Raw genomic sequence first — 23,014 nt, 5'->3', positions numbered from 1 at the left:
CGCGCCTCACAGGAAAAGCTCGGCGAAGCGGCGCAGTTCGTTCGGGTCCAGACCGTTCTCGAAACCCACGACGAGTTCCTGGGTTCCGGCGGCCGCGTACGCCGCGATCCGCTGCCGGATCGTCGACTCGGTCCCGATCAGTCCGTAGGAGGCGAGGTCGCCGGGGAACGCGAACTCGGCGCCGGCCGGGACCCGGGACCGGGCTTCGGAGTCCGACGTGCCCAGGATGTACGACGTGGTGACCGTTCGCCGGATGTCGTCGTACGGGCGGCCGGCGTCGGCGCAGTGCTTGCGGAGTACGTCGTACTTGCGTCGCAGGACCTCCGGGGAGTCCATGATGTTCGACGCGTCGGCCCACCGCGCTACGGTCCGCAACGTCTTCTGCTCGCCGCCTCCCGCGACCAGGACCGGGATGTGCGGTTGCTGGAGTCCTTTCGGCTGGTTGAGGCCGCCGGAGGCCCGGTAGTACCGGCCCTCGAAGTCGACCGACTCCTCGGTCCAGAACCGGCGGATCAGTTGCACCGCCTCGTCCAGCCGCCGCAGCCGGTCGCCGGCCGTCCCGAACTCGTACCCGTACCCGGCGTAGTCCGGCTCGTACCAGCCGGCGCCGATGCCGAAGATCAGCCGGCCGTTGCTGACGACATCGATCGTGGACGCGATCTTCGCCTGGAGCGCGGGGTTGCGGTAGCTGTTCGACGTCACCAACGGGCCGATCCGGATCCGGTCGGTCGCGGCCGCGAGGGCGGTGACCATCGTCCAGGCTTCGAACACCGGTGCCTGTGACGGTGGAATCGGATGCACGTGGTCGGGGACGTACACCGCGTGGAATCCCAGTTCGTCGGCGGTCTGTGCCACCGCGGTGATGCGGCGGAACGCATCGCCCGGTTCGAGGCCGGCGAGATCGCCGGTGAATCCGGTGGGCAGGAACACGCTGAAGTCGGTCATGGCGGCCTTTCGATGAAGTGTTTGCACTCGTTCGTGCGTATCGACCGGCCGGCACGCCGAAAGGAATCGGTTCCGTATGGTGGGGACATGCGACTCAATTACGAGGCGACAGGTCCGGACGACGCGCCGGTTGTGCTGCTCGGGTCGTCCCTGGGGGCCACGCAGGCGATGTGGGCGCCGCAGGTCGACGTCCTCGCGACGCGGTACCGGGTGGTGGCTTTCGATCACCGCGGGCACGGCAAGTCCGACGTACCGCTCGGGCCCTACACGATCGGCGACCTCGGCGGTGACGTCGTCGAGTTGCTCGACACGCTCGAGGTCGAGCAGGCGTCGTACGTCGGAATCTCCCTGGGCGGCGCGGTCGGTCTGTGGCTCGCGCAGAACGCGGCCGACCGCTTCCACCGGTTCGCGTTGATCTGCCCGCCGGCCAACCTGGCCGAGAACGCGCAGGTGTGGACCGATCGCGCGGCCCAGGTGCGCGCCGAGGGAACCCAGTCGATCACCGAGGCGACGCTGGGCCGCTGGTTCCTGCCGGAGTTCACCGACACCGCGCCGCTGCGGCAGATGCTCCTCGACACCCCCGACGAGGGCTACGCCGCCTGCTGCGAGGCGCTCGGCGCCACCAATCTCCTCCCCGGCCTGTCCGGCATCACGGCGCCGGTCCTCCTGATCACCACCGACGGGGACACCTCCGTCCCCCCGGAGACCGTCGTACCCCTGGCCGGCCAGATCCCCGGCGCCCACCTCGAGATCATCGAGAACGCCGCCCACCTCGTCACCTACTCACACCCCGGCATCATCAACCCGCTACTGCTCACCCACTTGAGCTGATCGCGCACCCTGACCCGCTGTAGGCTGCCCCGGCCAGTCATCGGGCCGGCGGGGAGGGGCGGGGATGAACATCACGATTCCGGTCGAGGTCACGCTCGCCGGACGGATGCGGAACGGACGCGCGCAGATGCGCTGGGCCGGCTGGCTGATGCGAGCAGCCGGTGTGCTTTTCGTGCTGTGGGGGGCGCTGGAGTCGTTCGACGTCACCCTGCTGGTCCTGGGGGTGATCTACCTGTTCGGCCCCGAGCTTCTCGGTGCGTTGCGGCATGCGAGGGCCAGGCGGTACGGCCGCCTGTACACGTACACCCTGACCGGCGAAGGCGTCACGATCACGACGGCGATCACCAACCTCCAGTTCACCTGGGACGCCGTGAAGGCGATCCGTCAGACCGCGACCGCCTGGAACGTCTATCTGCCCGGTGGGGGCTTCTTCGCGCTCCCGAAGAAGCTGTTCACTCCAGAGCAGGCTGCCGAGTGGGAGTCGTTCGTGGCCGGCCGGGGCGTCGTCGCGGCCTGAGTGGTGCGCGATTCCGGCGTACGGGGCCCTCGGCGTTAGGCTGGTAGGCGCTCTGACGCCGACCGGAAGTTCCCGATGACTGTTGAATCGCTGTTCCCGCGCCTGGAGGCGCTGCTGCCGACCGTGCAGAAGCCGATCCAGTACGTCGGAGGTGAGCTGAACTCGGTCAGCAAGGACTGGGACGCGGTCAGCGTGCGCTGGGCGCTGATGTACCCGGACGCCTACGAGGTCGGCCTGCCGAACCAGGGCGTCCAGATCCTCTACGAAGTGCTGAACGAGCGTGACCACATCCTGGCCGAGCGGACGTACTCCGTCTGGCCGGACATGGAGAAGGTGATGCGGGACCACCAGATCCCGCAGTTCACGCTGGACAGCCACCGGCCGGTGCGCGCGTTTGACGTGTTCGGGCTCTCGTTCTCCACCGAGCTCGGCTACACGAACATGCTGACCGCGCTCGACCTGGCCGGCATCCCGCTGTACGCCGTCGATCGCACCGACGAGGACCCGATCGTGCTGGCCGGCGGGCACGCCGCGTTCAACCCGGAGCCGATCGCCGACTTCATCGACGCCGCCGTCCTCGGTGACGGCGAGGAGATCGTGCTGGCGATCTCCGAGGTCATCCGGGAGTGGAAGGACGAGGGCAGCCCGGGCGGGCGCGACGAGGTGCTGATGCGCCTCGCGGCCTCCGGCGGTGTCTACATCCCGAAGTTCTTCACCGTCGAGTACCTGTCCGACGGCCGGATCCAGCGGGTCGCCCCGAACCGGACCGGCGTGCCGTGGCGGACGGCCAAGCACACCGTGATGGACCTGGACGCCTGGCCGTACCCGAAGAAGCCGCTGGTCCCGCTGGCCGAGACCGTGCACGAGCGGTTCTCGGTGGAGATCTTCCGCGGTTGTACCCGCGGCTGCCGGTTCTGCCAGGCCGGCATGATCACCCGGCCGGTGCGTGAGCGCAGCATCACCACCATCGGGGACATGGTCGAGAACGGGCTGAAGCAGTCCGGATTCGAGGAGGTCGGACTGCTCAGTCTGTCCTCGGCCGACCACAGCGAGATCGCCGACGTGGCCAAGGGGCTGGGGGACCGGTACGAGGGCAGCAACGTCTCGCTGTCGTTGCCTTCGACAAGGGTCGACGCGTTCAACATCACGCTGGCCAACGAGTTCTCCCGCAACGGCCGGCGCAGCGGCCTGACGTTCGCCCCCGAGGGCGGGTCGGACCGGATGCGCAAGGTGATCAACAAGATGGTCACCGAGGAGGACCTGATCCGCACCGTCGCGGCGGCGTACAGCCACGGCTGGCGGCAGGTGAAGCTGTACTTCATGTGCGGTCTGCCGACCGAGACCGACGAGGACGTGCTGGCGATCGCGGACCTGGCCAAGAAGGTGATCGCGACCGGGCGGGAGGCGTCCGGCCGGCGCGACATCCGGTGCACGGTGTCGATCGGCGGATTCGTGCCGAAGCCGCACACGCCGTTCCAGTGGGCCTCACAGCTCGGCGCCGAGGAGACCGACGCGCGGCTGTCGAAGCTGGCCGCCGCGATCCGGTCCGACAAGAACTACGCCAAGGCGATCGGCTTCCGGTACCACGACGGCAAGCCGGGCATCATCGAAGGTCTGCTGTCCCGCGGTGACCGCCGGGTCGGCCGGGTGATCGAGGCGGTCTGGCGCGACGGCGGCCGGTTCGACGGGTGGAGCGAGCACTTCTCGTACGACCGGTGGATCGAGTGCACGGAGAAGGCGCTGGCCGACGAGCCCGTCGACCTCGCCTGGTACACGACGCGGGAGCGCGAGTACGCCGAAGTCCTGCCCTGGGACCACCTGGACTCCGGTCTGGACCGCGACTGGCTGTGGGAGGACTGGCAGGACTCGCTCGAGGAGGACGGCGCCATCGAGGTCGAGGACTGCCGCTGGACCCCGTGCTTCGACTGTGGCGTCTGCCCCCAGATGGGCACCGAGATCCAGATCGGCCCCACCGGCAAGAAACTCCTCCCACTCTCCGTCGTCTGAGGGCGCTGACCAGTCACCGCAGCCGGTCACTCGGTTACGGGGTCGAGCCTTTCGACGCGGCTGAGAGAAGCAGCTCGGTGAGCAAGAGGTTGTCAGCGCTGCTCAGAACGAGGTTGGCGGCGGCGACGGCTGACGGTGCGACGAAGGGGTTGGGGACCGCGACCGCGAACATCCCGGCCGCCTGGGCCGCCGCGACCCCGTGTGCGGTGTCCTCGACCGCGATCGCCTCGTCGCCGCGTACGCCGAGACGCCGCAAGGCCAACTCGTAGATCGCCGGATCGGGCTTGTGCGTCGCGACCTCGTCACCCGTGACGACATGGTCGAACAGATCCAGCGCTTCGACTCGCTCCAGATGACCGCGCACCCACGGGCGCGGCGAGCTGCTCGCGATCGCGACCTGGAGACCGAGCTCGCGTGCGGTCCGTACCCAGTCCTCGATCCCCGGCCGGAAGTGCAGCTCTTGGTGCATCGCGTCGCGGTGAGCGGTCCGGCGGGCCTGACTCGCGGCGCGGTCGAAGCCGGAGCCGACGGCGGCCGCGAGCACTTGGTAACGCTCCTCGGTGATGTCACCGCCGTGCCCGGGCCAGAAGTCCGCGAGATCCAGCTCGAGCCCGTGATGCGCCCACTCGGCCCGCCAGCTCTCCACCATCGTCGTCTCGGTGTCCATCAGCAGGCCGTCGAAGTCGAACACCACCGCGCGCACGTCCACCGGCACGAGCCGCGTCGCTAGCCGGTGGACCTGGAGCTCGGTCAGCCCGAGGCCTGCCAGGTACGCGCGGATGCCGCCAAGCCGGCGGTCGACGTGGTCGAGCGACCCGAGGATCGTCTCCGGCCTGGTCCGCGTGTACTCGGGCCCGTCCTGCCGGCCCAGCCGCACTTCACTCACCGCGTAGTCATCCGCGATCACATTCCGCGGGACCCCGACCAGCTCGAGCAGCAGGGCGACGAGCTGCCCGGTGCGATCCTTCCCGGCGTGGCAGTGCACGACCACCGGCCGATCCGCCGGCGCGTCCGCGATCGCCTGGAAGATCTTGCCGATCTGGGCCGCGTTGCGACTCAGGCTGTTGCAGTAGACGTCGACGAGCCGCGGCTCGGCGGCCCGATCCCGCGTCGCCTCCGCGGCCGCGTCGATCCAGGGGATCCGCCGGTACGCCGGATGTCCGTCGAGCGGATGTGGTCGCCTGAGCTCGCCGTCGGAGCGCAGGTCGACCACCAGGCCCGCATCGATCGCGTCGAACGCGGCCCGTGCCGCCTCGGCCAGGACGTCCAACGACTCCGAACGGAACAACGCCCGCTGGCGCGTCAGTGCGCCGTACCGAGTCGGAAGGCCGCCAAGGTCACGCGCGTTCGGGCTCCACACGCAGGTCAGCTTAGGACAACGCCTCCCAAGGACTCGAAGTCGTGCCACGTGCCGTCGAACGCCTTGTGGTGCAGAGCCGAGTCCATGCCGACCGCGAAGACGTCGAGCCGGTTCGGGCCCCAGGCGACCACCGAGCCGGCCGGGCGGGGACGCGCGGCGGCTGCCGGTTCGAGCCAGCCGGCCAGGGCGGCGATGTTCATCCGGAGGATCTCGGCGGCCAGCGACCAGTCGATGAAGTTCAGCGTGTCGTTCGCCGAGTGGATGTGACCGTTCGCGGAGTCCGCGCCCTCGATCGTCAGCACGGCCGGGATCCCGGCGTTGATGAACGGCACATGGTCACTGGCGAACGGGTTGAGCGACGTCTCCACCTTCAGCCCGGTGTACGTCGCGGCTGCCGTCGCCAGGGCCGCCTGCTGACCCGCCGACACCGGAGCGGCCTCGAGCAGCACGGTCGGGAGCGCGGTGTTCTTGGTCGCGATCATGTCCATGTTCAGCACGGCCCGGACCCGGGCCCGCTCGGCGGGCGGCAGCGCGGCGACGTACTGCTTGCTGCCGAACAACCCCTCCTCCTCGCCACCGAACAGGATCAGCCGTACGTCGTGCTGCCACGACCGCGTCGACAACAGCCGCCCGAGCTCGAGCACCCCGGCCGAGCCGCTGCCGTTGTCGTCCGCACCGGGTGCCGACGCGGCCGGACCGCCCGCGATGTTGATCGAGTCCAGGTGCGCCGTGACGATCACCAGCCCACGGGTGGATCCGACGCCGGCCCGGTCGCCGATCAGGTTCGCCGACTGGCCCGCGCCGACGGTGATCGGCATCCGGGTCGTGGTGTAGCCGAGGGCAACCATCCGGTCGGCGGCGAAGTCCATCGCCTGGGTGAAGCCGGTGCTGAGCGAGTGCCGCGTCGGCAGACTCGCCAGCCAGGTCAGGTCCGACTGGTACGACGTGGCCGACACCTGGGCGACCAGGTCCGCGACGACCGGGTCGGCCCGGGCCGCGGAGACGACCGGCCGGTCGACAACCGTCGTACCCGCGTGCAGTGCTTCGACCCGCCAGCAGTTGTTCGAGCGGCGGCGGGGCCGGTCGGCGGACGAGATGACCAGGTGCCGGCCGTGGTCGAGCAGCGGCACGACAGCGGGGTAGTCGTCCTGGAAACTCCGGCCCACCTGCGTGACGAGCAGCAGGCCGGGTGCGGTCCGGGAGGCCCGGCCGAGGCGTTGGTCGGCCGGGACCCAGAGGAGGGTCTTGTCGCCGAACCGCGCCGAGTGCGCGCCCTCGGCGGCATCGACGGTCGGTACGACGAGGTAGCGCACAGGTGCTGTGGTCATGGGTGCGGGCGCCTTCTAGTTCTGCCAGCTGATTTCCAGGAGGTCGGGCTCGGCCTTGACGATCTGGCCGGTCCCGCTCGTACCACGATCCAGCCGGCCGCCGGTGTCCCAGCGGCCGGCCGGACGGGCCTCAGGTGCGTCACCCCGGCCGATCGCGTACTCGACCAGAGTGCCGTCCGGGCGGAACTCCACCCCCCGCCGGCCACGGGCCGGCGGGAAGGCGAAGTCGTCGCGGCGGTAGACGCTGACCTCGTCGTGGTCCTCCTCGAACGAGTGCGTCCAGCGCCCGACCGGTGAACCGCTCAGCTGGTCACCCCCTGCATGGCGGCTGCGGCAGGCATCGACTCCGGGATGGTGACCTTGAAGTCGCTGATGATGCCGCCGAGCGCCTCGTACCCGGTGACCGACGGTCCCCAGTTCGAGCCGTCCCACCACTTGTGGTACAGCTGCTTGTCGGTGCCGGTGACGAACACGTCGAGCCGGTTGGTGTCCCACGAGACCACGCGCGGCTCGTCGGTGCAGACACCGCCCATGTACTCGTAGCCGGTGACCGACGGTCCCCAGTTCGAGCCGTCCCACCACTTGTGGTACAGCGCCGAGTCCGTGCCGAGCACGAACACGTCGAGCCGGTTCTGGCCCCACGAGACCACCGTCGGCGCCGTCGTACACACGCCGCCCATGTACTCCCAGCCGGACCAGGCCGAGCCGTCCCACCACTTGTGGTACAGCGCGGAGTCGGTGCCGATGACGAACATGTCGAGCCGGTTCTGGCCCCAGGCGACGACCCGCGGTGGCGAAGCGCAGACGCCACCGAGGTACTCGTAGCCGGTGACCGACGGTCCCCAGTTCGCCCCGTCCCACCACTTGTGGTAGACCGCGTTGTCCGTGCCGAGGACGAAGACATCGAGTCTGTCTTTGCCCCAGGCAACGACTTCGGGCGGGCTCATGCAGATGCCGCCCATGTACTCGTAGCCGGTGACCGACGGTCCCCAGTTCGAGCCGTTCCACCACTTGTGGTACAGCGCGCGGTCGGTGCCGAGCACGAACGCGTCCAGCCGGTCCGGGCCCCAGGTGGCCAGCCGCGGCGGGCTCATGCAGATCCCGCCGAGGTACTCGTACCCGGTGACGGACGGTCCCCAACTCGAGCCGTTCCACCACTTGTGGTACAGCGCGTGATCGGTGCCGAGGACGAACGCGTCCAGCCGGTTCGGTGCCCAGGACGCGACTTCAGGAGCACTCATGCAGATACCACCCATGTACTCGTAGCCCGCGACGGACGGTCCCCAGTTCGAGCCGTTCCACCACTTGTGATACATCGCCAGGTCGGTGCCGAGGACGAACGCGTCCAGCCGGTTCGCGCCCCACGCCACCACCGAGCCGGCCGGTTCCGGCGTACTGCCGGCGGCAGCCCCGAAGATCGGCAGGTTCTTGCGGACGGTGTCCAGACAGGCCTCCATCCGGGCCACCTGGTCGTGCGTGAACATCACCATGCCGCGGTCGTCGGTGTAGTCCATGTAGTCGTAGAACAGGTCGCCGTTCGGCCCGTTGCTGCACGTCACGTGCGGGAACGTCGGTACGCCGAAGTTCGGGCCGGCCTGGTTCGGGGTGTCGGCGCACTCGTCGCTGCCGCTGCAGCCCGTGCCGTCGTCGCCCCATTGGTGGAACAGGTTCAGGTAGTGGCCGACCTCGTGGGTCGTCGTCCGCCCGAGGTCGAACGGAGCGGCTGCCGTACCGTTCGTGCCGAACCCGCTGTGCAGGATGACCACGCCGTCGGTGTTCGCCGGGCCGCCCGGGAACTGCGCGTACCCGAGCAGGCCGCCGCCGAGCTGGCAGACCCAGATGTTCAGGTAGTCACTCGTCGGCCAGGGGTCGATGCCGCCGGTCGACGTCTTCTTCACCTTGTCGTCGGTGCCGAACGAGGCGGTCGACGTCTGGGTCCGGGTGACACCGGTGGTCGGGTTCCCGTTCGGGTCCTCGGTGGCCAGGAAGAACTCGACCCGGGCGTCCGCGATCAGGCCGGTGAAGACCCCCGGCACGATGCTCGTGTCGGGGTTCGTGGCCCGGAAGTCGCGGTTCAGGACGTCGATCTGGCTGTCGATCTGGGCCTGCGAGATGTTCTGCGCCGCGGTGTTCCAGACCACGTGGACGACGCACGGGATGCGGGCGATCCCGGCGAAACGCTGGTCGCCGGAAACGTAGTCGATCGTCGCGGTCTCGAGCGCCGCCCGGTTGGCGGCGTACTCGGGTGAGGTCGTCAGCAGCCGCCGGTGCACATCCATCACACCGCACTGCCGCCGGTTCGGGGACTCCGTGCGCCCGTCCGCGCCGCTCATACCGGCACCACCGGCCTGACCGCCGCCACTCATCCCCGCCCCACCGGGCTGGCCGCCGCCACTCATGCCGTCGCCGGCCGGCTGGCCGCCGCCGGTCATCCCCGCTCCACTGGGCTGGCCGCCGCCACTCATGTCGGCGCCGCCCGAGGCCGGTGCACCGGTCATCCCGGCCATCGGCATGCCGTTCGCCGCGGGCTGTCCGTTCGCGACCGGCTCCGCGGCCGGGGCCTCACCCGGCATCCGGTGGTCGTCGTCGCGATGCTTGTCCGCGCGCCCGTTGGCCTTCCTCGGCATCTCTCCCCCTTCCGGCGGGGGCGCACGAGCAGGTCGGAACCGCACCCGGTCCCGGACCGAAGAGGTCTTCCCCCAGCCCGCCCTTCGATCGAAGACGGCACGAGCCGCCTCCCCCTGCCGAACAGCCGGCCCCCAAGTCGCTGCTCACTGTTCACCTTGCTCTCCTCACCGCCCGCACACAACCCTTCGCGCATCGGCAGTGAACTCCACCCCAACCCCCAACCCCCGTGGAAGATTTGCTTGAAACCTCAAGACTCCGCGCGTCCGACCTCGGAGGTTCCCGTCGACAGGTCAGGGGAGGGTGACGCGACGCAGGGTCTCGGTCGTCAGTCGGGCTTGGATGCCGAGGGCGTCGCCCTGGATGACGGACAGGACCTCGGGGTTGGTGAAGAGTGGTTGCAGGCCGGGTGGGATGTCGCCCGCGGGTTGCTCGGCGCCGATCTCGGCGACGCGGTCGGGGTAGCGGGCGAGGTAGTCGCTGAGCTTGGGCCAGCGGAGGCTGAGGATCGTCCAGAGGGCGGTCTCCTGTTCGCGGAGGTGGTTCTCCTCGAGGTTCACGCCCTGCAGGGTCTCGATGCCGCGGGCGATGCCGTAGGCGTTGACGAGCCGCTTCATCGTGCGCGGGTTGGGGTCGTTGCCGAGCAAGGCGCGGAACGGCTGCAGCGTGTGGGTGTTGGCCTGCTGGGCGCGTTCGCTGACCATCTCCACCGCGACCACCTCACGCCGGGCCTGGATCTCGGCCGCCGTGTTCCCGGGGTTGTCGACGACCTCTCGCCGTACGGCGTCGGGCGGCAGACCACCCAGAGCGTCGGCAGCCGCCAGCCGCGCCTGCTCGATGTCGTGTTCGCCCGGCACGGTGGGCGAACGGAGAATGCGCTCCCAGAACGCATCGATCCGGTTGGTCGCCAGCGGTAGTCCGGTCGAGATCTGGAAGGTCTTCTCCAGGAACAGGTAGCCGACCGGCCGGCCCGGTTCGCCGGACACACTGACGAAGCTCGCGTACTCGTCGGCATAGCTGTCGGCCAGCCAGTCCCGGTCGGCGGCGATCACGTAGGTGACCGGGATGTCGCGGAAGAGCGTCTGGATTCCCTCCAGAAGCTCCACCACATAAGGGCCTTTGCACCGGTCCAGGTCGTCGATCATGACCACGATGTCGTGATGGATCCACCGGGTCAGGTCGGCGAGGTGCTCCTGGACCAGGCGCATCGGGTCGTTCGTGTTCGCGATGAACCTCCGAGCGCCGCGGGCCGACGTACTGAACACCCATCGGCCCATCGCGTGCACCAAGCCCCAGACGGTCAGCGCGGGCGTGATGATCGCCGCGGCGGTGACGATGAATCCGCGGAACGTGTCGGGGGTGAAGGGGCGGCCGTTCGTCGTACCGAACCAGCCCGTGCGCCAGGCGAGGACGACGAGGCCGGCGACGGCCATCAGCGCGAGGTAGCCGGGCCAGCCGCCTTTGGATCGCCAGATCCACTCGCGGATCCGCAGCATCACCGCGCGCTTCCGGTCGAAGGTCGCGAGCTCGCGGACGGCGCCGGAGTACAGCGCGGTCATCAGCCACCACCACGGCGGCTCGATCCGTTGGTGCCGCCAAGCATTGAAGTCGACGACGACGGAACGGGTCGCCTGCGCGGCCGGATCGTCCTTGCGCAGCTCGGCGGCCAGGAAGTTGAGGACGGACGTCTTGCCGGCGCCCCACGGTGCGTGCAGATGGATGATGAAGGCGCCGCCACGCCTGGCCCGTGGGTCCGGTGCGTTGGCGTTGTTGTGCGTCTCCTCCAGCCGGGCGTCGCGGATCCGGCGGGCGAGCACCCGCGCGAACCCCTCCCTGCCCAACTCGTCGACCACCGCCGGCCCGTCGGTGTGCGTCGGCACGAACTCCTCCCGCCGAGGCCTCGTCCGCACGGCCGGCTGGACCGGCTCGCCGACGGCAGATGGAGGGACGGACTCGGACGACGAGGGACTGGCGGCCGCTGATGAGGAGGGGTCGGTGTCCGCGGACGAGGTGGGCGCGGTCTGGGCGGACGAGGAGGGTGCGGTGTCCGCGGAGGATGTGGGTGCGGTCTGGGTGAACGAGGCGGTGGGGGTGCCGAAGGATTCGGCGGAGGGGATGCCGAAGGAGGAGGGGCCGGCGTCCGCGGAGATGGGGCCGGCGGAGGACGGGGCGCTGGCTTCCGGGAACGAGGAGGCGGTCTTCGCCTCTGGCTGGCCGGCGGCGGGATCTGCTGTCAGGTCCAGCCGGACGAGGTCGTCGTACAGCGACTGCTCGAGGACGTAGATCCGCGCCGAAACCGCACTCGTGCTCTGACCGACGGCGTCGACGATGGCGCGGAAGGAATCAGCCGGCGGCAGGGCTCCCGCGCCGGTCCCGAGCAGCGGGAACGCGATCGTACGCCCGAGATCCTCAGCGAGAACCATCGCCCGGCCCGCCGCCGATCGGACCCACTCCGGCCTCGTGCTCTTGTCATCCGCGACCACGGCAGCCAGCAGAATGAGCGGCTTCGTCACCCCCTTCGCGCCAGGTCCCCAGGCAGGCACGACTTCACCCGGTTTCAGGTGGTCCGGCGTGCTGATCGGGAAGGATGCGAGACGCCCGAGGATGCCCGGCGCAATGCTGCCGAACGTGCTGCAAGGGACGACGACGACAGCATCGCCGCCGCTGAACATATCGCCGAGCACCAGCTCGACCCGTCGGCTCCCCACCGCCGGAGGTTCGTGCGTAGCCATGGTCGTGCCCCCTCGTCGACCGATCCTGCACACAGTGCTGACCAAAGGCTGACAGCGACTACACACAGTGTCGAGACCCCGCGCTATCCGGATGCCCGGCCGCACCCGGAGGCTCTCGCGGCGGGGTGCGACCCTCCTGGGGGTTTCCTTCCAGAGCGGCTAATCAGCTCGGTCTTCGGAAACAAATGTGCGCCAGCTGCCCGAAATGCTCCGGAAAGCGAGTCGGTTGTGGAGCCGACGTCCCCACGGATTCCCACGGTCGGCCCCACGAACAGTCGCCCAGCGGACCACGCCGACATCCGCAGTCGATCGCGGCGACAGCGGCGCACCGCGGGCGACAGCCCGCGACCCGCGGTGCGGCAGCACCGCAAGCAAACCTGGGAGCGCGCTGGAGCACGCGTGGGTTGGACCCAGTCCGCCTCAGTGGTGCGGTCGGAGGGCTCGGTTTGCGGCCGGTTCGGCGATCTCGGCTCGGAAGGGGTTGGCGGGGTAGACGCCGAGGATGCGGACCTCTACCGAGAAGAAGGCGAGCTCTTCCAGGGCCAGCGCGACGTTCGGCTCCTCGGGGTGGCCTTCGATGTCGGCGTAGAACTGGGTGGCGAAGAACATGCCGCCGAGTTGGTACGACTCCAGCTTGGTCATGTTGACGCCGTTGGTCGCGAAGCCGCCGAGGGCCTTGTAGAGCGCGGCGGAGACGTTGCGGACACGGTAGACGAAGCTGGTGATGACCGGGCCGGACCCGACCGGAGGTACGTCGGGCTCCCGCGACAGCACCAGGAACCGGGTGGTGTTGTGGTGCTCGTCCTCGACATCGCTCGCCAGGGTCTGCAGACCGTAGAGCTCGGCGGCGGCCCGCGGCGAGAGCGCGGCGACCGTGGGGTCGGCCAGCTCGGCGACCTCGCGGGCGGCGCCGGCGGTGTCGTCGGCGACGACTGTGGACCAGCCGTGTTCGCGGATGATCTTGCGGCATTGCCCGAGCGCGTGCACGTGGCTGCGGACGGTCCGGATCGTGTCGATCGAGGCGCCCGGGACGGCAAGCAACTGGAAGTGGATCGGCAGGAAGTGCTCGCCGACGATGTGCAGCCCGGACTCGGGCAGCAGGTGGTGGATGTCGGCCACCCGGCCGGCGATCGAGTTGTCGACCGGGATCATCGCGAGCCCGGCCCGGCCGCTGCTGACCGCCTCGAGCGCGTCCTCGAACGTCGTGCAGGGCAGCTGCTCGCGGTCGGGGAACATTTCGGTGCACGCCATCGCCGAATTGGCGCCTGGCTCACCCTGATAAGCGATCGGTCCGTCCACGATCTACCAATGTAGACCCCTGCCGTCTCAACCCACGGATCAGGTGTCCGTCTTGCGGACCTTCTTCGGCGCTCCGGTGACCGCGCGACCCTCGAGCGCCTTGGCCTTGGTGGCGTACATGTCGATGTACTCCTGGCCGGACAGCTCCATGATCTTGTACATGATCTCGTCGGTGACCGCGCGCAGGATCAGCCGGTCGCTCTCCATCCCCTCGTACCGGGAGAAGTCCAGCGGCTCGCCGAACTTGACCGTTGGGGAGGCGAACGAGGCGACCACCTTGCCGGGCGGGGCGACCACGTCGGTGCCGATCACGCCGCACGGGATCACCGGGACCTTCGCCTCCAGCGCCAGCCGGGCGACGCCCGTACGGCCCTTGTACAGGCGGCCGTCGTGGGAGCGGGTGCCCTCGGGGTAGATACCGAACAGCTCGCCGCGCTCCAGCACCTTCATCCCGGCCCGCATGGCGCCCTCGGACGCGGACCCACCGGACCGGTCGATCGGGACCTGCCCGGTGCCCTTGAAGAACCCGCGCTGGAACCGGCCCTTGATCCCGGCACCGGTGAAGTAGTCGGACTTGGCCACGAAGGTGACCCGCCGCCGCAGCACGAGCGGCATGAAGATCCAGTCGGCGTACGAGAGGTGGTTGCTGGCGATGATCGCCGGGCCCTGCTCGGGGATGTTCTCGGCGCCGACCACGTTGGGCCGGAAGATGCGCCTGACCGGCGGTCCGACCAGCACGTTCTTCAGCACCCAGTAGATGCCCTTGCCGTCACCGTCGCCGGCCTCTACGACCGCCGGGTCCGGCTCTGGCCGTCGCGACTGCGCCGGTTCCGTCATCGATGTCCTTTCCTCACAGTGCCCCGACCCCTCATGATGCCGCACGACGGCCCGGATGGCTCGCAGGTCGCCACGCGGGAACTCCTCACACCGGGCGGCGGTCCTTCGTAAGCTGCTGACGGCAGTGTCGCCCACACTGGGAGGGAACGTGCGTACCAGGGGATTGACGGCGGTCCTGGGGGTGCTGGCGCTGGTCTGCGCGAGCCTGTGTACTACTGCAGCCGCTGCTCCGGCCGAGGTTCCACCGAGAGTGGTTCCGATCCAGGTCACCGGGCCGGCCGCGTCCCGGTTCAACCTGGTGGTGATGGGTGACGGCTACACCGCGGCCGAGCTGCCGAAGTTCCGCGAGCAGGTCGACAAGCACCTGAACATCCTGTGGAGCATCGAGCCGTTCAAGTCGTACCGCAACTACGTCAACGTGTACGCCGTCGAGATCACCTCCCCGCAGAGCGGGGTCGACTGCGATCCCGGCCTCACCTCGCCCAAGGTCGACACCCCGTTGCAGATGGGCTTCTGGGGCGGCTGCAACCCGGGCAGCGTCCAGCGCCTGCTCACCGTCAGCTCGACCGCCGCCGCCCAGTACGCCGACCTCGTCCCGGGCACCACCACCGCCAACCGCCAGATCCTTGCCATCGGCAACAGCGACACGTACGGCGGCGCCGGCGGGGCCTACGCCACGGCCTCCGGCGGCAACGCGCTGTCCGCCCTGATCACCCCGCACGAGCTCGGCCACTCACTCGGCGGCCTGCAGGACGAGTACGACTACTACGCCCGCGGCGACCGGGGAGCGCCGTACGTGGGATCCGAACCGTCCTCCATCCACCACACCTTGCTGACCGAGCAGCAGATGCGGGACCAGCGGCAGAAGTGGTTCCGCTGGCTCGGTGAGCCGTCCGAGTCCGGCGGCACGATCGGCCGCTACGAGGGCGGGATGTACGCCGGGTCCGGGGTCTGGCGGCCGAGCCGGCACTCGATGATGAAGGCGCTCGGCTACTACTTCGACCAGGTCTCGCGCGAGCGGATGACGCAGCGGATCTCGGCCCGCGCCGCGCTCTTCCAGGGCAGCACGCCGGTCGGCCAGGTCGCGGCCGACCAGGTCGTCTGGCTGCAGACGCTGCACCCGGTGGACCACGAGCTCGACGTCACCTGGACCGTGGACGGTACGCCGCTGCCGACCGCGAACGCCCGTGCGGTCGACCTCTCGGCCGTCGACCTCGCACCCGGTCCGCACACGCTGACCGCGTCGATTGTCGACAATACGACGTTCATCCGGGATCCCGCCGTACGCCCGACCGCCTCGCGCTCGTGGACCGTTAACACAACGCTGTCCGCGCAGCCGTCCGCGGATCCGGTCCGGTTCACCGGGTCGACGTCGACCGAGCATCCGGTCAGCGCCAGCGAGGTCGTGTACGCCGAGACGACGCAGTCCGACACCTCGCAGCCTGCCGTCGAGTGGCTGGTCGACGGGAAGCCGGCCGCGAACCCCGGGAACGATCGCGACTTCGACCTGGCGCCGTTGAAGCTGACCGGCTTGCACACGCTGACGGCCCGCGCCGGTGCCGAGACGCTGACCTGGACGGTCGACGGGCTCGAGCCGGTGGTGACGTCGACGATGTCCAAGCCGCTCCTCGCCGTCCCGAAGCCGACCGGTCCTGAGTACGTATACAACGACGCGTTCACGATGGGACTGGCCGCGACGGACGACAGCCCGGGGTACGTCGTACCGGAGTTCCGGGTCGACGGGGACGGTTGGTACAACTACTACGGCTGGCCGACCGACGCGTCCGCGCCGTTCCGGTTCACCGCCGAGGGGACCGAGATCGACCAGCTCGTCTACGGCAAGCTCGGCGTACCGCGGGTGGTGCCGTGGGACGACGTACCGCCGGGGTACGGCCGGCACCAGGGCGAGTACCGCGCGATCGATGCGTCCGGCAACATCGGTACGCCGCAACGGTTCGCGGTCACGTTGTTGCGTCCGGCCCCTAAGTGCACGACCACCGTCACGGGCGTCCGGAAAGGCCCGCTCTACTTGGGATCCGGCGTCACCTGCCTGGTCGGTGCCACGATCAACGGCCCGGTCGTGGTGGGCGCCGGCGCGGCACTCGTCGCCACCGACAGCCGCGTCGTCGGACCCGTCCAGGCAGATCGAGCCGCCGACCTCCAGTTGTTGCGGAGCACGGTCGGGGGACCGGTGTCGGCCGACGGCGTCACCCGGTCCGTCGTCGTGGTCGGGACCGCGGTCAAGGGCCCGGTGTCCGTGACCAGGTCGGCGGCCGTCGTACTGGCTGGGAATACGGTCAGCGGACCCTTGAGTTGCTCAGGCAACGCCCCGGCGCCGGTCAACCTCGAAGCCCCGAACCAGGTCGCCGACCCTCGTTCCGGTCAATGCGCCCGGCTGTAAGGGAAATCGGTTGACCGTCACCCGGGTCGGTGTGAGGCTCCGGTGCCGTGTCCCAGGTCGCGAAGCTGCACGATGACGAGGTAGACATCGACGCGTCCTTGGTGGCGCGTCTGCTGGCCGAGCAGTTCCCGCAGTGGGCCGCGCTGCCGATTCGGGTGGTCGCCTCGTCGGGCACCGACAACGTGACGTTCCAGGTGGGCTCCGACCTGGCAGTTCGTCTGCCGCGGACCTCGTGGGCGCAGGGCCAGGTGGAGAAGGACACGCTCTGGCTGCCGCGACTCGCCCCGGATCTCCCACTCGCCGTACCCGAGCCGCTCGCGATCGGGGAGCCGGGCGCGGGCTATCCCTTCACTTGGGGCGTGTACCGGTGGCTGGCGGGGGAGGCCTTCGAGCTCGATCAGCTCGCCGATCCGGTGGCCGCCGCGCGTGCCCTTGCCGGGTTCGTTCGCTCCCTGCAGGCGATCGACACGACCGGCGCGCCCGTACCGCCGGACGACCCGTTCAGCCGCGGTACGCCGCTCGCACCGCGGGACGAGCTCTTCCGTACGGCGCTCGACGAACTGCGGGACGAGTTCGACACCGGACTCGTGCTGGCGGCCTGGGAGGCGTCGCTGGCGGCCGCGGACGCCGGTACGGCGAAGTGGATCCACGGGGATCTCATGCCGGGCAACCTCTTGGTGGCCGACGGCAAGCTGACCGCGGTCATCGACTTCGCCACCGCGCGCGCGGCCGACCCGGCGGGCGATCTGCTGGCCGCCTGGTACACGTTCGAGGGTGATTCGCGCGGTGCCTTCCGCGACGCGCTGGACGTCGACGAGGACACCTGGCTGCGCGGCCGTGGCTGGGCGCTGTCGCTGACGATGATCGCGATCCCGTACTACCGGGCCCGCAATCCGGCCGCGGTGAGCGATGCCCACGCGTTCGTCGCCGACCTCCTCGAGGACTTCGCCGCGGGCTGAGTTTCGCTGACATGGGTGTGAGTTTCGGTGACATGTTCGTGCCAGGTCGGCTGCTCTAGCTTTCCAGTGCGGGGTGTTCCCGCCGTACTGGAGGAGAGAGATGAACGGACTGCGGGTGGCATCCCTGATGGCCGCGACGATGACGACCGGACTGGTGGCAGGGGTATACGCGAGCTACGCGAACGCGGTCATGCCCGGACTGGCGAAGACCGACGACAAGACCTTCGTCGGCGCGTTCCAGGCCGTCGACCGGGCCATCGTCAATCCGCTGTTCCTCGGGCTCGGATTCGTCGGCGCACTGCTCTTCACGCTGCTGGCCGGCTTGGTGTCCCTCAAGGAGAAGGCGCTGGTCTGGATCGCGATCGCGTTCGTGCTCTACCTGGTCACGATGATCCTGACGATCGCGATCAACGTCCCGCTCAACGACGCGATCAAAGCGGCCGGCGATCCGAACACGATCGACGTCGCCGCCGTCCGGGCCGCCTTCGACGAGGCCAAGTGGCGCACCTACAACCTGATCCGCACCATCCTCGCCACCGTCTCCTTCGGCCTCCTCGGCTGGGCCCTCTACCTGACCGGCAAGTCCGCCGTCCAGCCGTGACCTGACCACCTCAGCCGGAAATCGCTTTCCAGTTGAGGCGGTCGCGCCGTACTCCCGCGCACGGAGTCATCTCGGGGCGGCAGGCCTGACAGAATGCCTGGGTGGCACCTGTTCAAGCTCCGCCGTCGCAGCAGCTCCCCGCGGTCCAGAAACTGCGGGTCCGGTTCGCCAAGCGCGGGCGGCTGCGATTCACCTCACACCGCGACTTCCAGCGGGCGTTCGAGCGCGCCGTACGGCGCGCCGAGCTGCCGGTGGCCTTCTCGCACGGCTTCAGCCCGCACCCGAAGATCTCGTACGCCGGTGCCGCGCCGACCGGAGCCGCCTCCGAAGCGGAGTATCTGGAGATCTCGCTCACACATGAGCGGGACTCCGAGCAGGTCCGGTCCGCCCTGGACGAGGCGCTGCCGCCGGGTCTCGACGTACTCGAGGTAGTTGTCGCAGGCCCCGGCGCGCTGGCCGAGCGGCTGGAGGCCAGCGAATGGCTCATCTCGTTGCCCGGCGTGGATCCGGAGGCGGCCACCGGCGCGGTGGAGGCGTTCCTCGCCCGGGAGGAAATTCTGGTCGAGCGCATGACCAAACGGGGACTTCGATCGTTCGATTGTCGGGACGCCGTTCTGCGACTCACCGTCGCGCACGAACCGGGGTCGGTTGAGACGTGTGCGATACTGCAAGTGGTGTTACGGCACGGAACCCCGGCCGTGAGACCCGACGACGTTCTCGCCGGCTTGCTGGCGGTAGCGGCGCTCCCGGTGACGGGCCCGGCTCTTTTGACCAGGCTCGCCCAGGGCCCGCTCATCGCAGCGACCGGCACGGTGGACGACCCGCTCGCTCGTGACCGCGACGCCACCCAGGCGACCGCGACCGGCCAGGCAGGTCCTCACCAGACGCATTCAGCGGAGGGCGACGCCGCCGCTCCCTCCGAGCCCTGAGCACGGGCGGAGCGGATCCAGCAGGCTTCCGCCGGGCCGGCACTGATGCCGGAGCGGCGAACCGTGACCGCCTTCGAAGTGGCTGCGTCCGGACCCGTGACAGGGGTCGCAGGATGCGCCGGAAGGCTTGAGGAGACCCGCACCACATGCTCGACAACGAGCCGACCACCGAAGCAGCCGACACGGCTGCCACCGCCGAGCCGGCGGCCCGCGGCGCTGCGAAGAAGGCCGCCGCGAAGAAGACCACCACGACGCGCAAGCGGACGGTCAAGAAGACCGCCGCCGCCGAGGAGGTCCCCACCCGGTCCGACGGCGAGACCGCCGACCCGGCCCCGGTGAAGAAGGCCGCCGCGAAGAAGGCGGCCGCCAAGAAGACCACGGTCAAGAAGGCCGCCGCCAAGGCGCCGGCCAAGACGGCCGCGAAGAAGACCACGCAGCGCCCGGCCAAGAAGACGGCCGCCCAGGACACGTTCCCGGAGCTGACCGAGACCACTCCCGCCGACGGCGGCCCGGTCGTCGAGAGCGCGCCGGTGGCGAAGAAGACCACCCGCAAGCGCACCGCGAAGAAAACCGCCGCGACCGACCTGCAGACCGCGGACTCCCCGCTCACCGACGGCCCGGTCGCCGACGCCGGGACCATCCGTGGCACCTCCACGGGCGCCGAGACCACCGCCGGCGCCGCGTTCGGCACGGCTGACGGCTCGTCCGCCGGGACCGCCTCCGCCCCGGGCGCCGGCGAGACTGCTCCGGCCGCGAAGCGTTCCTCGCGGCGCCGTGGCGCCAAGACCGCCGTCGCCGACGAGGCGCCGGCCACGATCTTCCCGACCGCGGACACCGACACGCCCGCCGAGGCGAGCTCCACCGAGCCGGCGACCCAGGCTGACGAGTCGTCCACCCGCCGTACGCGCCGCCGGGCGCCGGCCGCCGCGGCCGTGCTCTTCCAGGCGCCGACCGACGTACCGACCCAGGTTCCCGCGCAGGCCGCGGCGACCAGCCCGGTCGAGGCCACCCCGGAGACCGCGGCGACGACCGCGCCCGAGCCGGCCGACGAGCAGCCGACCACCCGCCGTCGCCGGAGCCGCCGTGGCCGCGACGCCGAGGCCCGCGAGGCCGACGTCCGCGAGGTCGAGGTGCGCGAGACCGACACCCGCGACGCCGATGGTGACGAGACCGCCGCCGAGCCGACCCGCCGCTCGAGCCGGACCAGGGCCGGCGCCAACGCCGCTGCGACGACCGCTCAGCAGGCCGACGAGACCACCGACGAGGACGAGGTCGCGGACGAGCAGACCGACGCGCAGTCCGAGGACGGCGAGGAAGGCGGCGAGGGGACTCGTCGCCGGCGCCGCCGCCGCGGTGGCCGTCGTCGCCGCAAGTCCGGTGACACCGACGCCGACGACACCGCCGACGAGCAGTCCGACGACGCCGACCAGGACGAGAACGAGGCGCAGTCCGAGGACGACGAGCACGACGACGCGGCCGACTCCGACGAGGACGGCGACGCCACGGGCAGCTCGTCCCGGCGCCGCCGGCGCCGTCGCCGCCGCAAGGGCGAGGACAGCGCAGCGTCCCCGGACGACCCGGACGAGACCGTCGTACGGGTCCGGGAGCCGCGCAGCAAGAACACCGCGAACGAGATCACCGCGGTCGAGGGCTCGACCCGGCTGGAGGCGAAGAAGCAGCGCCGCCGCGAGGGCCGGGCCGCCGGCCGCCGCCGCGCGCCGATCGTCACCGAGGCCGAGTTCCTGGCCCGGCGCGAGTCGGTCGAGCGCACCATGGTGATCCGCGCCCGCGGCGACCTGACCCAGATCGCCGTCTCCGAGGACAATGTCCTGGTCGAGCACTACGTCGCCCAGGAGGAGCAGGTCTCGCTGATCGGCAACGTGTACCTCGGCCGCGTGCAGAACGTGCTGCCGAGCATGGAGGCCGCGTTCATCGATATCGGCAAGGGCCGCAACGCCGTCCTGTACGCCGGTGAGGTCGACTGGGCCACCCTCGGCGGGGCCAACGGCCCGCGCAAGATCGAGCAGGTGCTGAAGTCCGGTCAGGCGGTGCTGGTCCAGGTGACCAAGGACCCGATCGGCCACAAGGGCGCCCGGCTGACCAACCAGATCAGCCTGCCCGGCCGGTACGTCGTCTACGTCCCGCGCGGCGGCAACGGCGGCATCAGCCGCAAGCTGCCCGACACCGAGCGGAACCGGCTGAAGGGCATCCTCAAGGACATCGTCCCGGACGAGGCGGGCGTGATCGTCCGGACCGCGGCCGAGGGCGCGTCGGAGGAGGAGCTGACCGCCGACGTCAGCCGCCTGCAGAAGTACTGGAACGACATCGACAAGAAGTCGAAGAACGGCCAGGCTCCGCAGCTGCTGCACGGTGAGCCGGATCTGCTGATCCGGGTGGTCCGCGACCTGTTCACCGAGGACTTCACCAAGCTGGTGATCTCCGGGGACGACGCCTACGACCAGGTCCGCGAGTACGTCGCCGACGTCGCGCCGCACCTGGCCGACCGGGTCGAGAAGTGGACGAGCGACGGCGACGTCTTCGCGAACTTCCGGATCGACGAGCAGATCAAGAAGGCGCTGGACCGCAAGGTCTGGCTGCCCTCTGGTGGATCGCTGATCATCGACCGGACCGAGGCGATGACCGTCGTCGACGTGAACACCGGCAAGTTCACCGGCTCCGGCGGCAACCTCGAGGAGACCGTCACCAAGAACAACCTGGAAGCGGCCGAGGAGATCGTCCGGCAGCTCCGGCTCCGCGACATCGGCGGCATCATCGTGATCGACTTCATCGACATGGTCCTGGAGTCGAACCGGGACCTGGTGCTGCGCCGGCTGGTCGAGTGCCTGGGCCGGGACCGGACCAAGCACCAGGTGGCCGAGGTCACCTCGCTCGGCCTGGTCCAGATGACCCGGAAGCGGATCGGCACCGGTCTGCTCGAGGCGTTCAGCGAGAACTGCGACCACTGCGGTGGCCGCGGCCTGATCCTGCACGACGAGCCCAAGGAGTCCCGCCGCCGCGACAGCCGCAACGGCCAGGACCAGAACAAGGCCGCCGCGCAGACCGACGAGCCGCGCAAGTCGTCCCGGCGCCGCGGCCGCGGCAAGGGCCGCTCCGACGAGGAGCACGCCGAGCCGGAGACCACGCAGTCCAACGGTGACGCCGCCCAGCGCCTGGCCCAGATCGCCGCCGCCTCGTCGAAGAAGGACGGGGTTGCGGAGACCGGCACGGGTACGACGGAGACGCCGACCGGCTACCCGGTCTCCGAGGCCGGCGACCAGCCGGTCAGCCCGGAGGCGACCGGCTTCCCGGCGCCCGCCGACACGACCGAGGCGACGACGACCGTCGCAACGGAGGTCACCGGCACCGAGCCCGCGGAGGCGGCCCAGAACGGGGCGGCGAAGACCGGCAGCACCAGGCGCCGGCGGAGCAGCCGCGGCCGGGGCAAGGCAGCCCAGGACGGCGGCAGCGAGGCCACCGGCGACGGCGACGGGACCGGTGCGACCACCGAGAGCCCCGAGCTCGTCTCCACCGGCAACTGAGCAGGTACGAAACGTGTCCCCGAGCAGCGCGAAGCATCCCGGTCCGACCCGGTTTGACCCGTCTGTGAGGGGACCCGTAAACTTGAGCTTCGGCGCGCGTTCCG

16 protein-coding genes are annotated in these 23,014 nt (G+C 70.0%); 8 read left to right on the top strand and 8 right to left on the bottom strand.

Annotated features, from left to right (window positions below; genetic code table 11):
- Positions 1 to 6: 6 nt before the first annotated feature.
- A complete protein-coding gene (locus tag ACZ6O0_RS37630; RefSeq protein ID WP_465769844.1) occupies positions 7 to 945 on the bottom strand; it encodes an LLM class F420-dependent oxidoreductase in 939 nt (312 codons plus the stop codon).
- 87 nt (positions 946 to 1,032) lie between these two features.
- Between ACZ6O0_RS37630 and ACZ6O0_RS37625 the strand changes: the two genes are divergently transcribed.
- From ACZ6O0_RS37625 to ACZ6O0_RS37615, 3 genes are all read left to right on the top strand, one after another.
- Entirely contained in the window at positions 1,033 to 1,776 is a 744-nt protein-coding gene (locus tag ACZ6O0_RS37625) for an alpha/beta fold hydrolase (protein ID WP_465769843.1), read from the top strand.
- 64 nt (positions 1,777 to 1,840) lie between these two features.
- Positions 1,841 to 2,293, top strand: coding sequence for a YcxB family protein (locus ACZ6O0_RS37620; RefSeq protein ID WP_465769842.1), 453 nt, complete (start codon positions 1,841 to 1,843; stop codon positions 2,291 to 2,293).
- 75 nt (positions 2,294 to 2,368) lie between these two features.
- The gene (locus tag ACZ6O0_RS37615) at positions 2,369 to 4,300 is read left to right on the top strand and encodes a TIGR03960 family B12-binding radical SAM protein (RefSeq protein ID WP_465769841.1); all 1,932 of its coding nucleotides are present in this window, start codon (positions 2,369 to 2,371) and stop codon (positions 4,298 to 4,300) included.
- Positions 4,301 to 4,334: 34 nt separating this feature from the next.
- Here the strand turns inward: ACZ6O0_RS37615 and ACZ6O0_RS37610 are convergent, their stop codons facing one another.
- From ACZ6O0_RS37610 to ACZ6O0_RS37580, 7 genes are all read right to left on the bottom strand, one after another.
- Complete coding sequence (locus ACZ6O0_RS37610; RefSeq protein ID WP_465769840.1) at positions 4,335 to 5,660, bottom strand: HAD-IA family hydrolase; 1,326 nt, start codon at positions 5,658 to 5,660, stop codon at positions 4,335 to 4,337.
- 5 nt (positions 5,661 to 5,665) lie between these two features.
- A complete protein-coding gene (locus ACZ6O0_RS37605; protein WP_465769839.1) occupies positions 5,666 to 6,988 on the bottom strand; it encodes a M28 family metallopeptidase in 1,323 nt (440 codons plus the stop codon).
- A 15-nt stretch (positions 6,989 to 7,003) separates the two neighbouring features.
- Entirely contained in the window at positions 7,004 to 7,180 is a 177-nt protein-coding gene (locus ACZ6O0_RS37600) for a hypothetical protein (protein WP_465769838.1), read from the bottom strand.
- A 110-nt stretch (positions 7,181 to 7,290) separates the two neighbouring features.
- Positions 7,291 to 9,615 carry a DUF8189 domain-containing protein gene (locus ACZ6O0_RS37595; RefSeq protein WP_465769837.1) on the bottom strand — a complete coding sequence of 775 codons (2,325 nt, stop codon included), beginning with the start codon at positions 9,613 to 9,615 and terminating at the stop codon, positions 7,291 to 7,293.
- Positions 9,616 to 9,906: 291 nt separating this feature from the next.
- Entirely contained in the window at positions 9,907 to 12,345 is a 2,439-nt protein-coding gene (locus ACZ6O0_RS37590; RefSeq protein ID WP_465769836.1) for a P-loop NTPase fold protein, read from the bottom strand.
- 420 nt (positions 12,346 to 12,765) lie between these two features.
- Entirely contained in the window at positions 12,766 to 13,644 is an 879-nt protein-coding gene (locus tag ACZ6O0_RS37585; RefSeq protein WP_465769835.1) for a prephenate dehydratase, read from the bottom strand.
- A 39-nt stretch (positions 13,645 to 13,683) separates the two neighbouring features.
- Entirely contained in the window at positions 13,684 to 14,481 is a 798-nt protein-coding gene (locus tag ACZ6O0_RS37580; protein WP_465769834.1) for a lysophospholipid acyltransferase family protein, read from the bottom strand.
- Positions 14,482 to 14,731: 250 nt separating this feature from the next.
- Here ACZ6O0_RS37580 and ACZ6O0_RS37575 point away from each other — a divergent pair, with 250 nt between their 5' ends.
- From ACZ6O0_RS37575 to ACZ6O0_RS37555, 5 genes are all read left to right on the top strand, one after another.
- Positions 14,732 to 16,882 (top strand): M64 family metallopeptidase, encoded by a 2,151-nt coding sequence (locus ACZ6O0_RS37575; protein WP_465769833.1) that lies wholly within the window; start codon positions 14,732 to 14,734, stop codon positions 16,880 to 16,882.
- 47 nt (positions 16,883 to 16,929) lie between these two features.
- On the top strand, positions 16,930 to 17,841 hold the full coding sequence (locus ACZ6O0_RS37570; RefSeq protein WP_465769832.1) for an aminoglycoside phosphotransferase family protein: 912 nt from the start codon (positions 16,930 to 16,932) through the stop codon (positions 17,839 to 17,841).
- Positions 17,842 to 17,941: 100 nt separating this feature from the next.
- The gene (locus ACZ6O0_RS37565) at positions 17,942 to 18,442 is read left to right on the top strand and encodes an anthrone oxygenase family protein (RefSeq protein WP_465769831.1); all 501 of its coding nucleotides are present in this window, start codon (positions 17,942 to 17,944) and stop codon (positions 18,440 to 18,442) included.
- A gap of 101 nt (positions 18,443 to 18,543) precedes the next feature.
- On the top strand, positions 18,544 to 19,371 hold the full coding sequence (locus tag ACZ6O0_RS37560; protein WP_465769830.1) for a TIGR03936 family radical SAM-associated protein: 828 nt from the start codon (positions 18,544 to 18,546) through the stop codon (positions 19,369 to 19,371).
- Between the two features lie 146 nt (positions 19,372 to 19,517).
- Complete coding sequence (locus ACZ6O0_RS37555; protein WP_465769829.1) at positions 19,518 to 22,910, top strand: Rne/Rng family ribonuclease; 3,393 nt, start codon at positions 19,518 to 19,520, stop codon at positions 22,908 to 22,910.
- Positions 22,911 to 23,014: the final 104 nt, after the last annotated feature.

This window comes from Kribbella sp. NPDC048837 (assembly GCF_055586945.1).
The sequence above is the reverse complement of the archived record's forward strand: the minus strand, read 5'-3'. Positions and strand labels throughout refer to the sequence as shown.

Excerpts from the sequence above, each read along its gene's own strand:
- ACZ6O0_RS37630 (WP_465769844.1), bottom strand. The coding sequence starts at position 945 with ATGACCGACTTCAGCGTGTTCCTGCCCACCGGATTCACCGGCGATCTC.
- ACZ6O0_RS37625 (WP_465769843.1), top strand. The coding sequence starts at position 1,033 with ATGCGACTCAATTACGAGGCGACAGGTCCGGACGACGCGCCGGTTGTG.
- ACZ6O0_RS37620 (WP_465769842.1), top strand. The coding sequence starts at position 1,841 with ATGAACATCACGATTCCGGTCGAGGTCACGCTCGCCGGACGGATGCGG.
- ACZ6O0_RS37615 (WP_465769841.1), top strand. The coding sequence starts at position 2,369 with ATGACTGTTGAATCGCTGTTCCCGCGCCTGGAGGCGCTGCTGCCGACC.
- ACZ6O0_RS37605 (WP_465769839.1), bottom strand. The coding sequence starts at position 6,988 with ATGACCACAGCACCTGTGCGCTACCTCGTCGTACCGACCGTCGATGCC.
- ACZ6O0_RS37595 (WP_465769837.1), bottom strand. The coding sequence starts at position 9,615 with ATGCCGAGGAAGGCCAACGGGCGCGCGGACAAGCATCGCGACGACGAC.
- ACZ6O0_RS37590 (WP_465769836.1), bottom strand. The coding sequence starts at position 12,345 with ATGGCTACGCACGAACCTCCGGCGGTGGGGAGCCGACGGGTCGAGCTG.
- ACZ6O0_RS37580 (WP_465769834.1), bottom strand. The coding sequence starts at position 14,481 with ATGACGGAACCGGCGCAGTCGCGACGGCCAGAGCCGGACCCGGCGGTC.
- ACZ6O0_RS37565 (WP_465769831.1), top strand. The coding sequence starts at position 17,942 with ATGAACGGACTGCGGGTGGCATCCCTGATGGCCGCGACGATGACGACC.
- ACZ6O0_RS37555 (WP_465769829.1), top strand. The coding sequence starts at position 19,518 with ATGCTCGACAACGAGCCGACCACCGAAGCAGCCGACACGGCTGCCACC.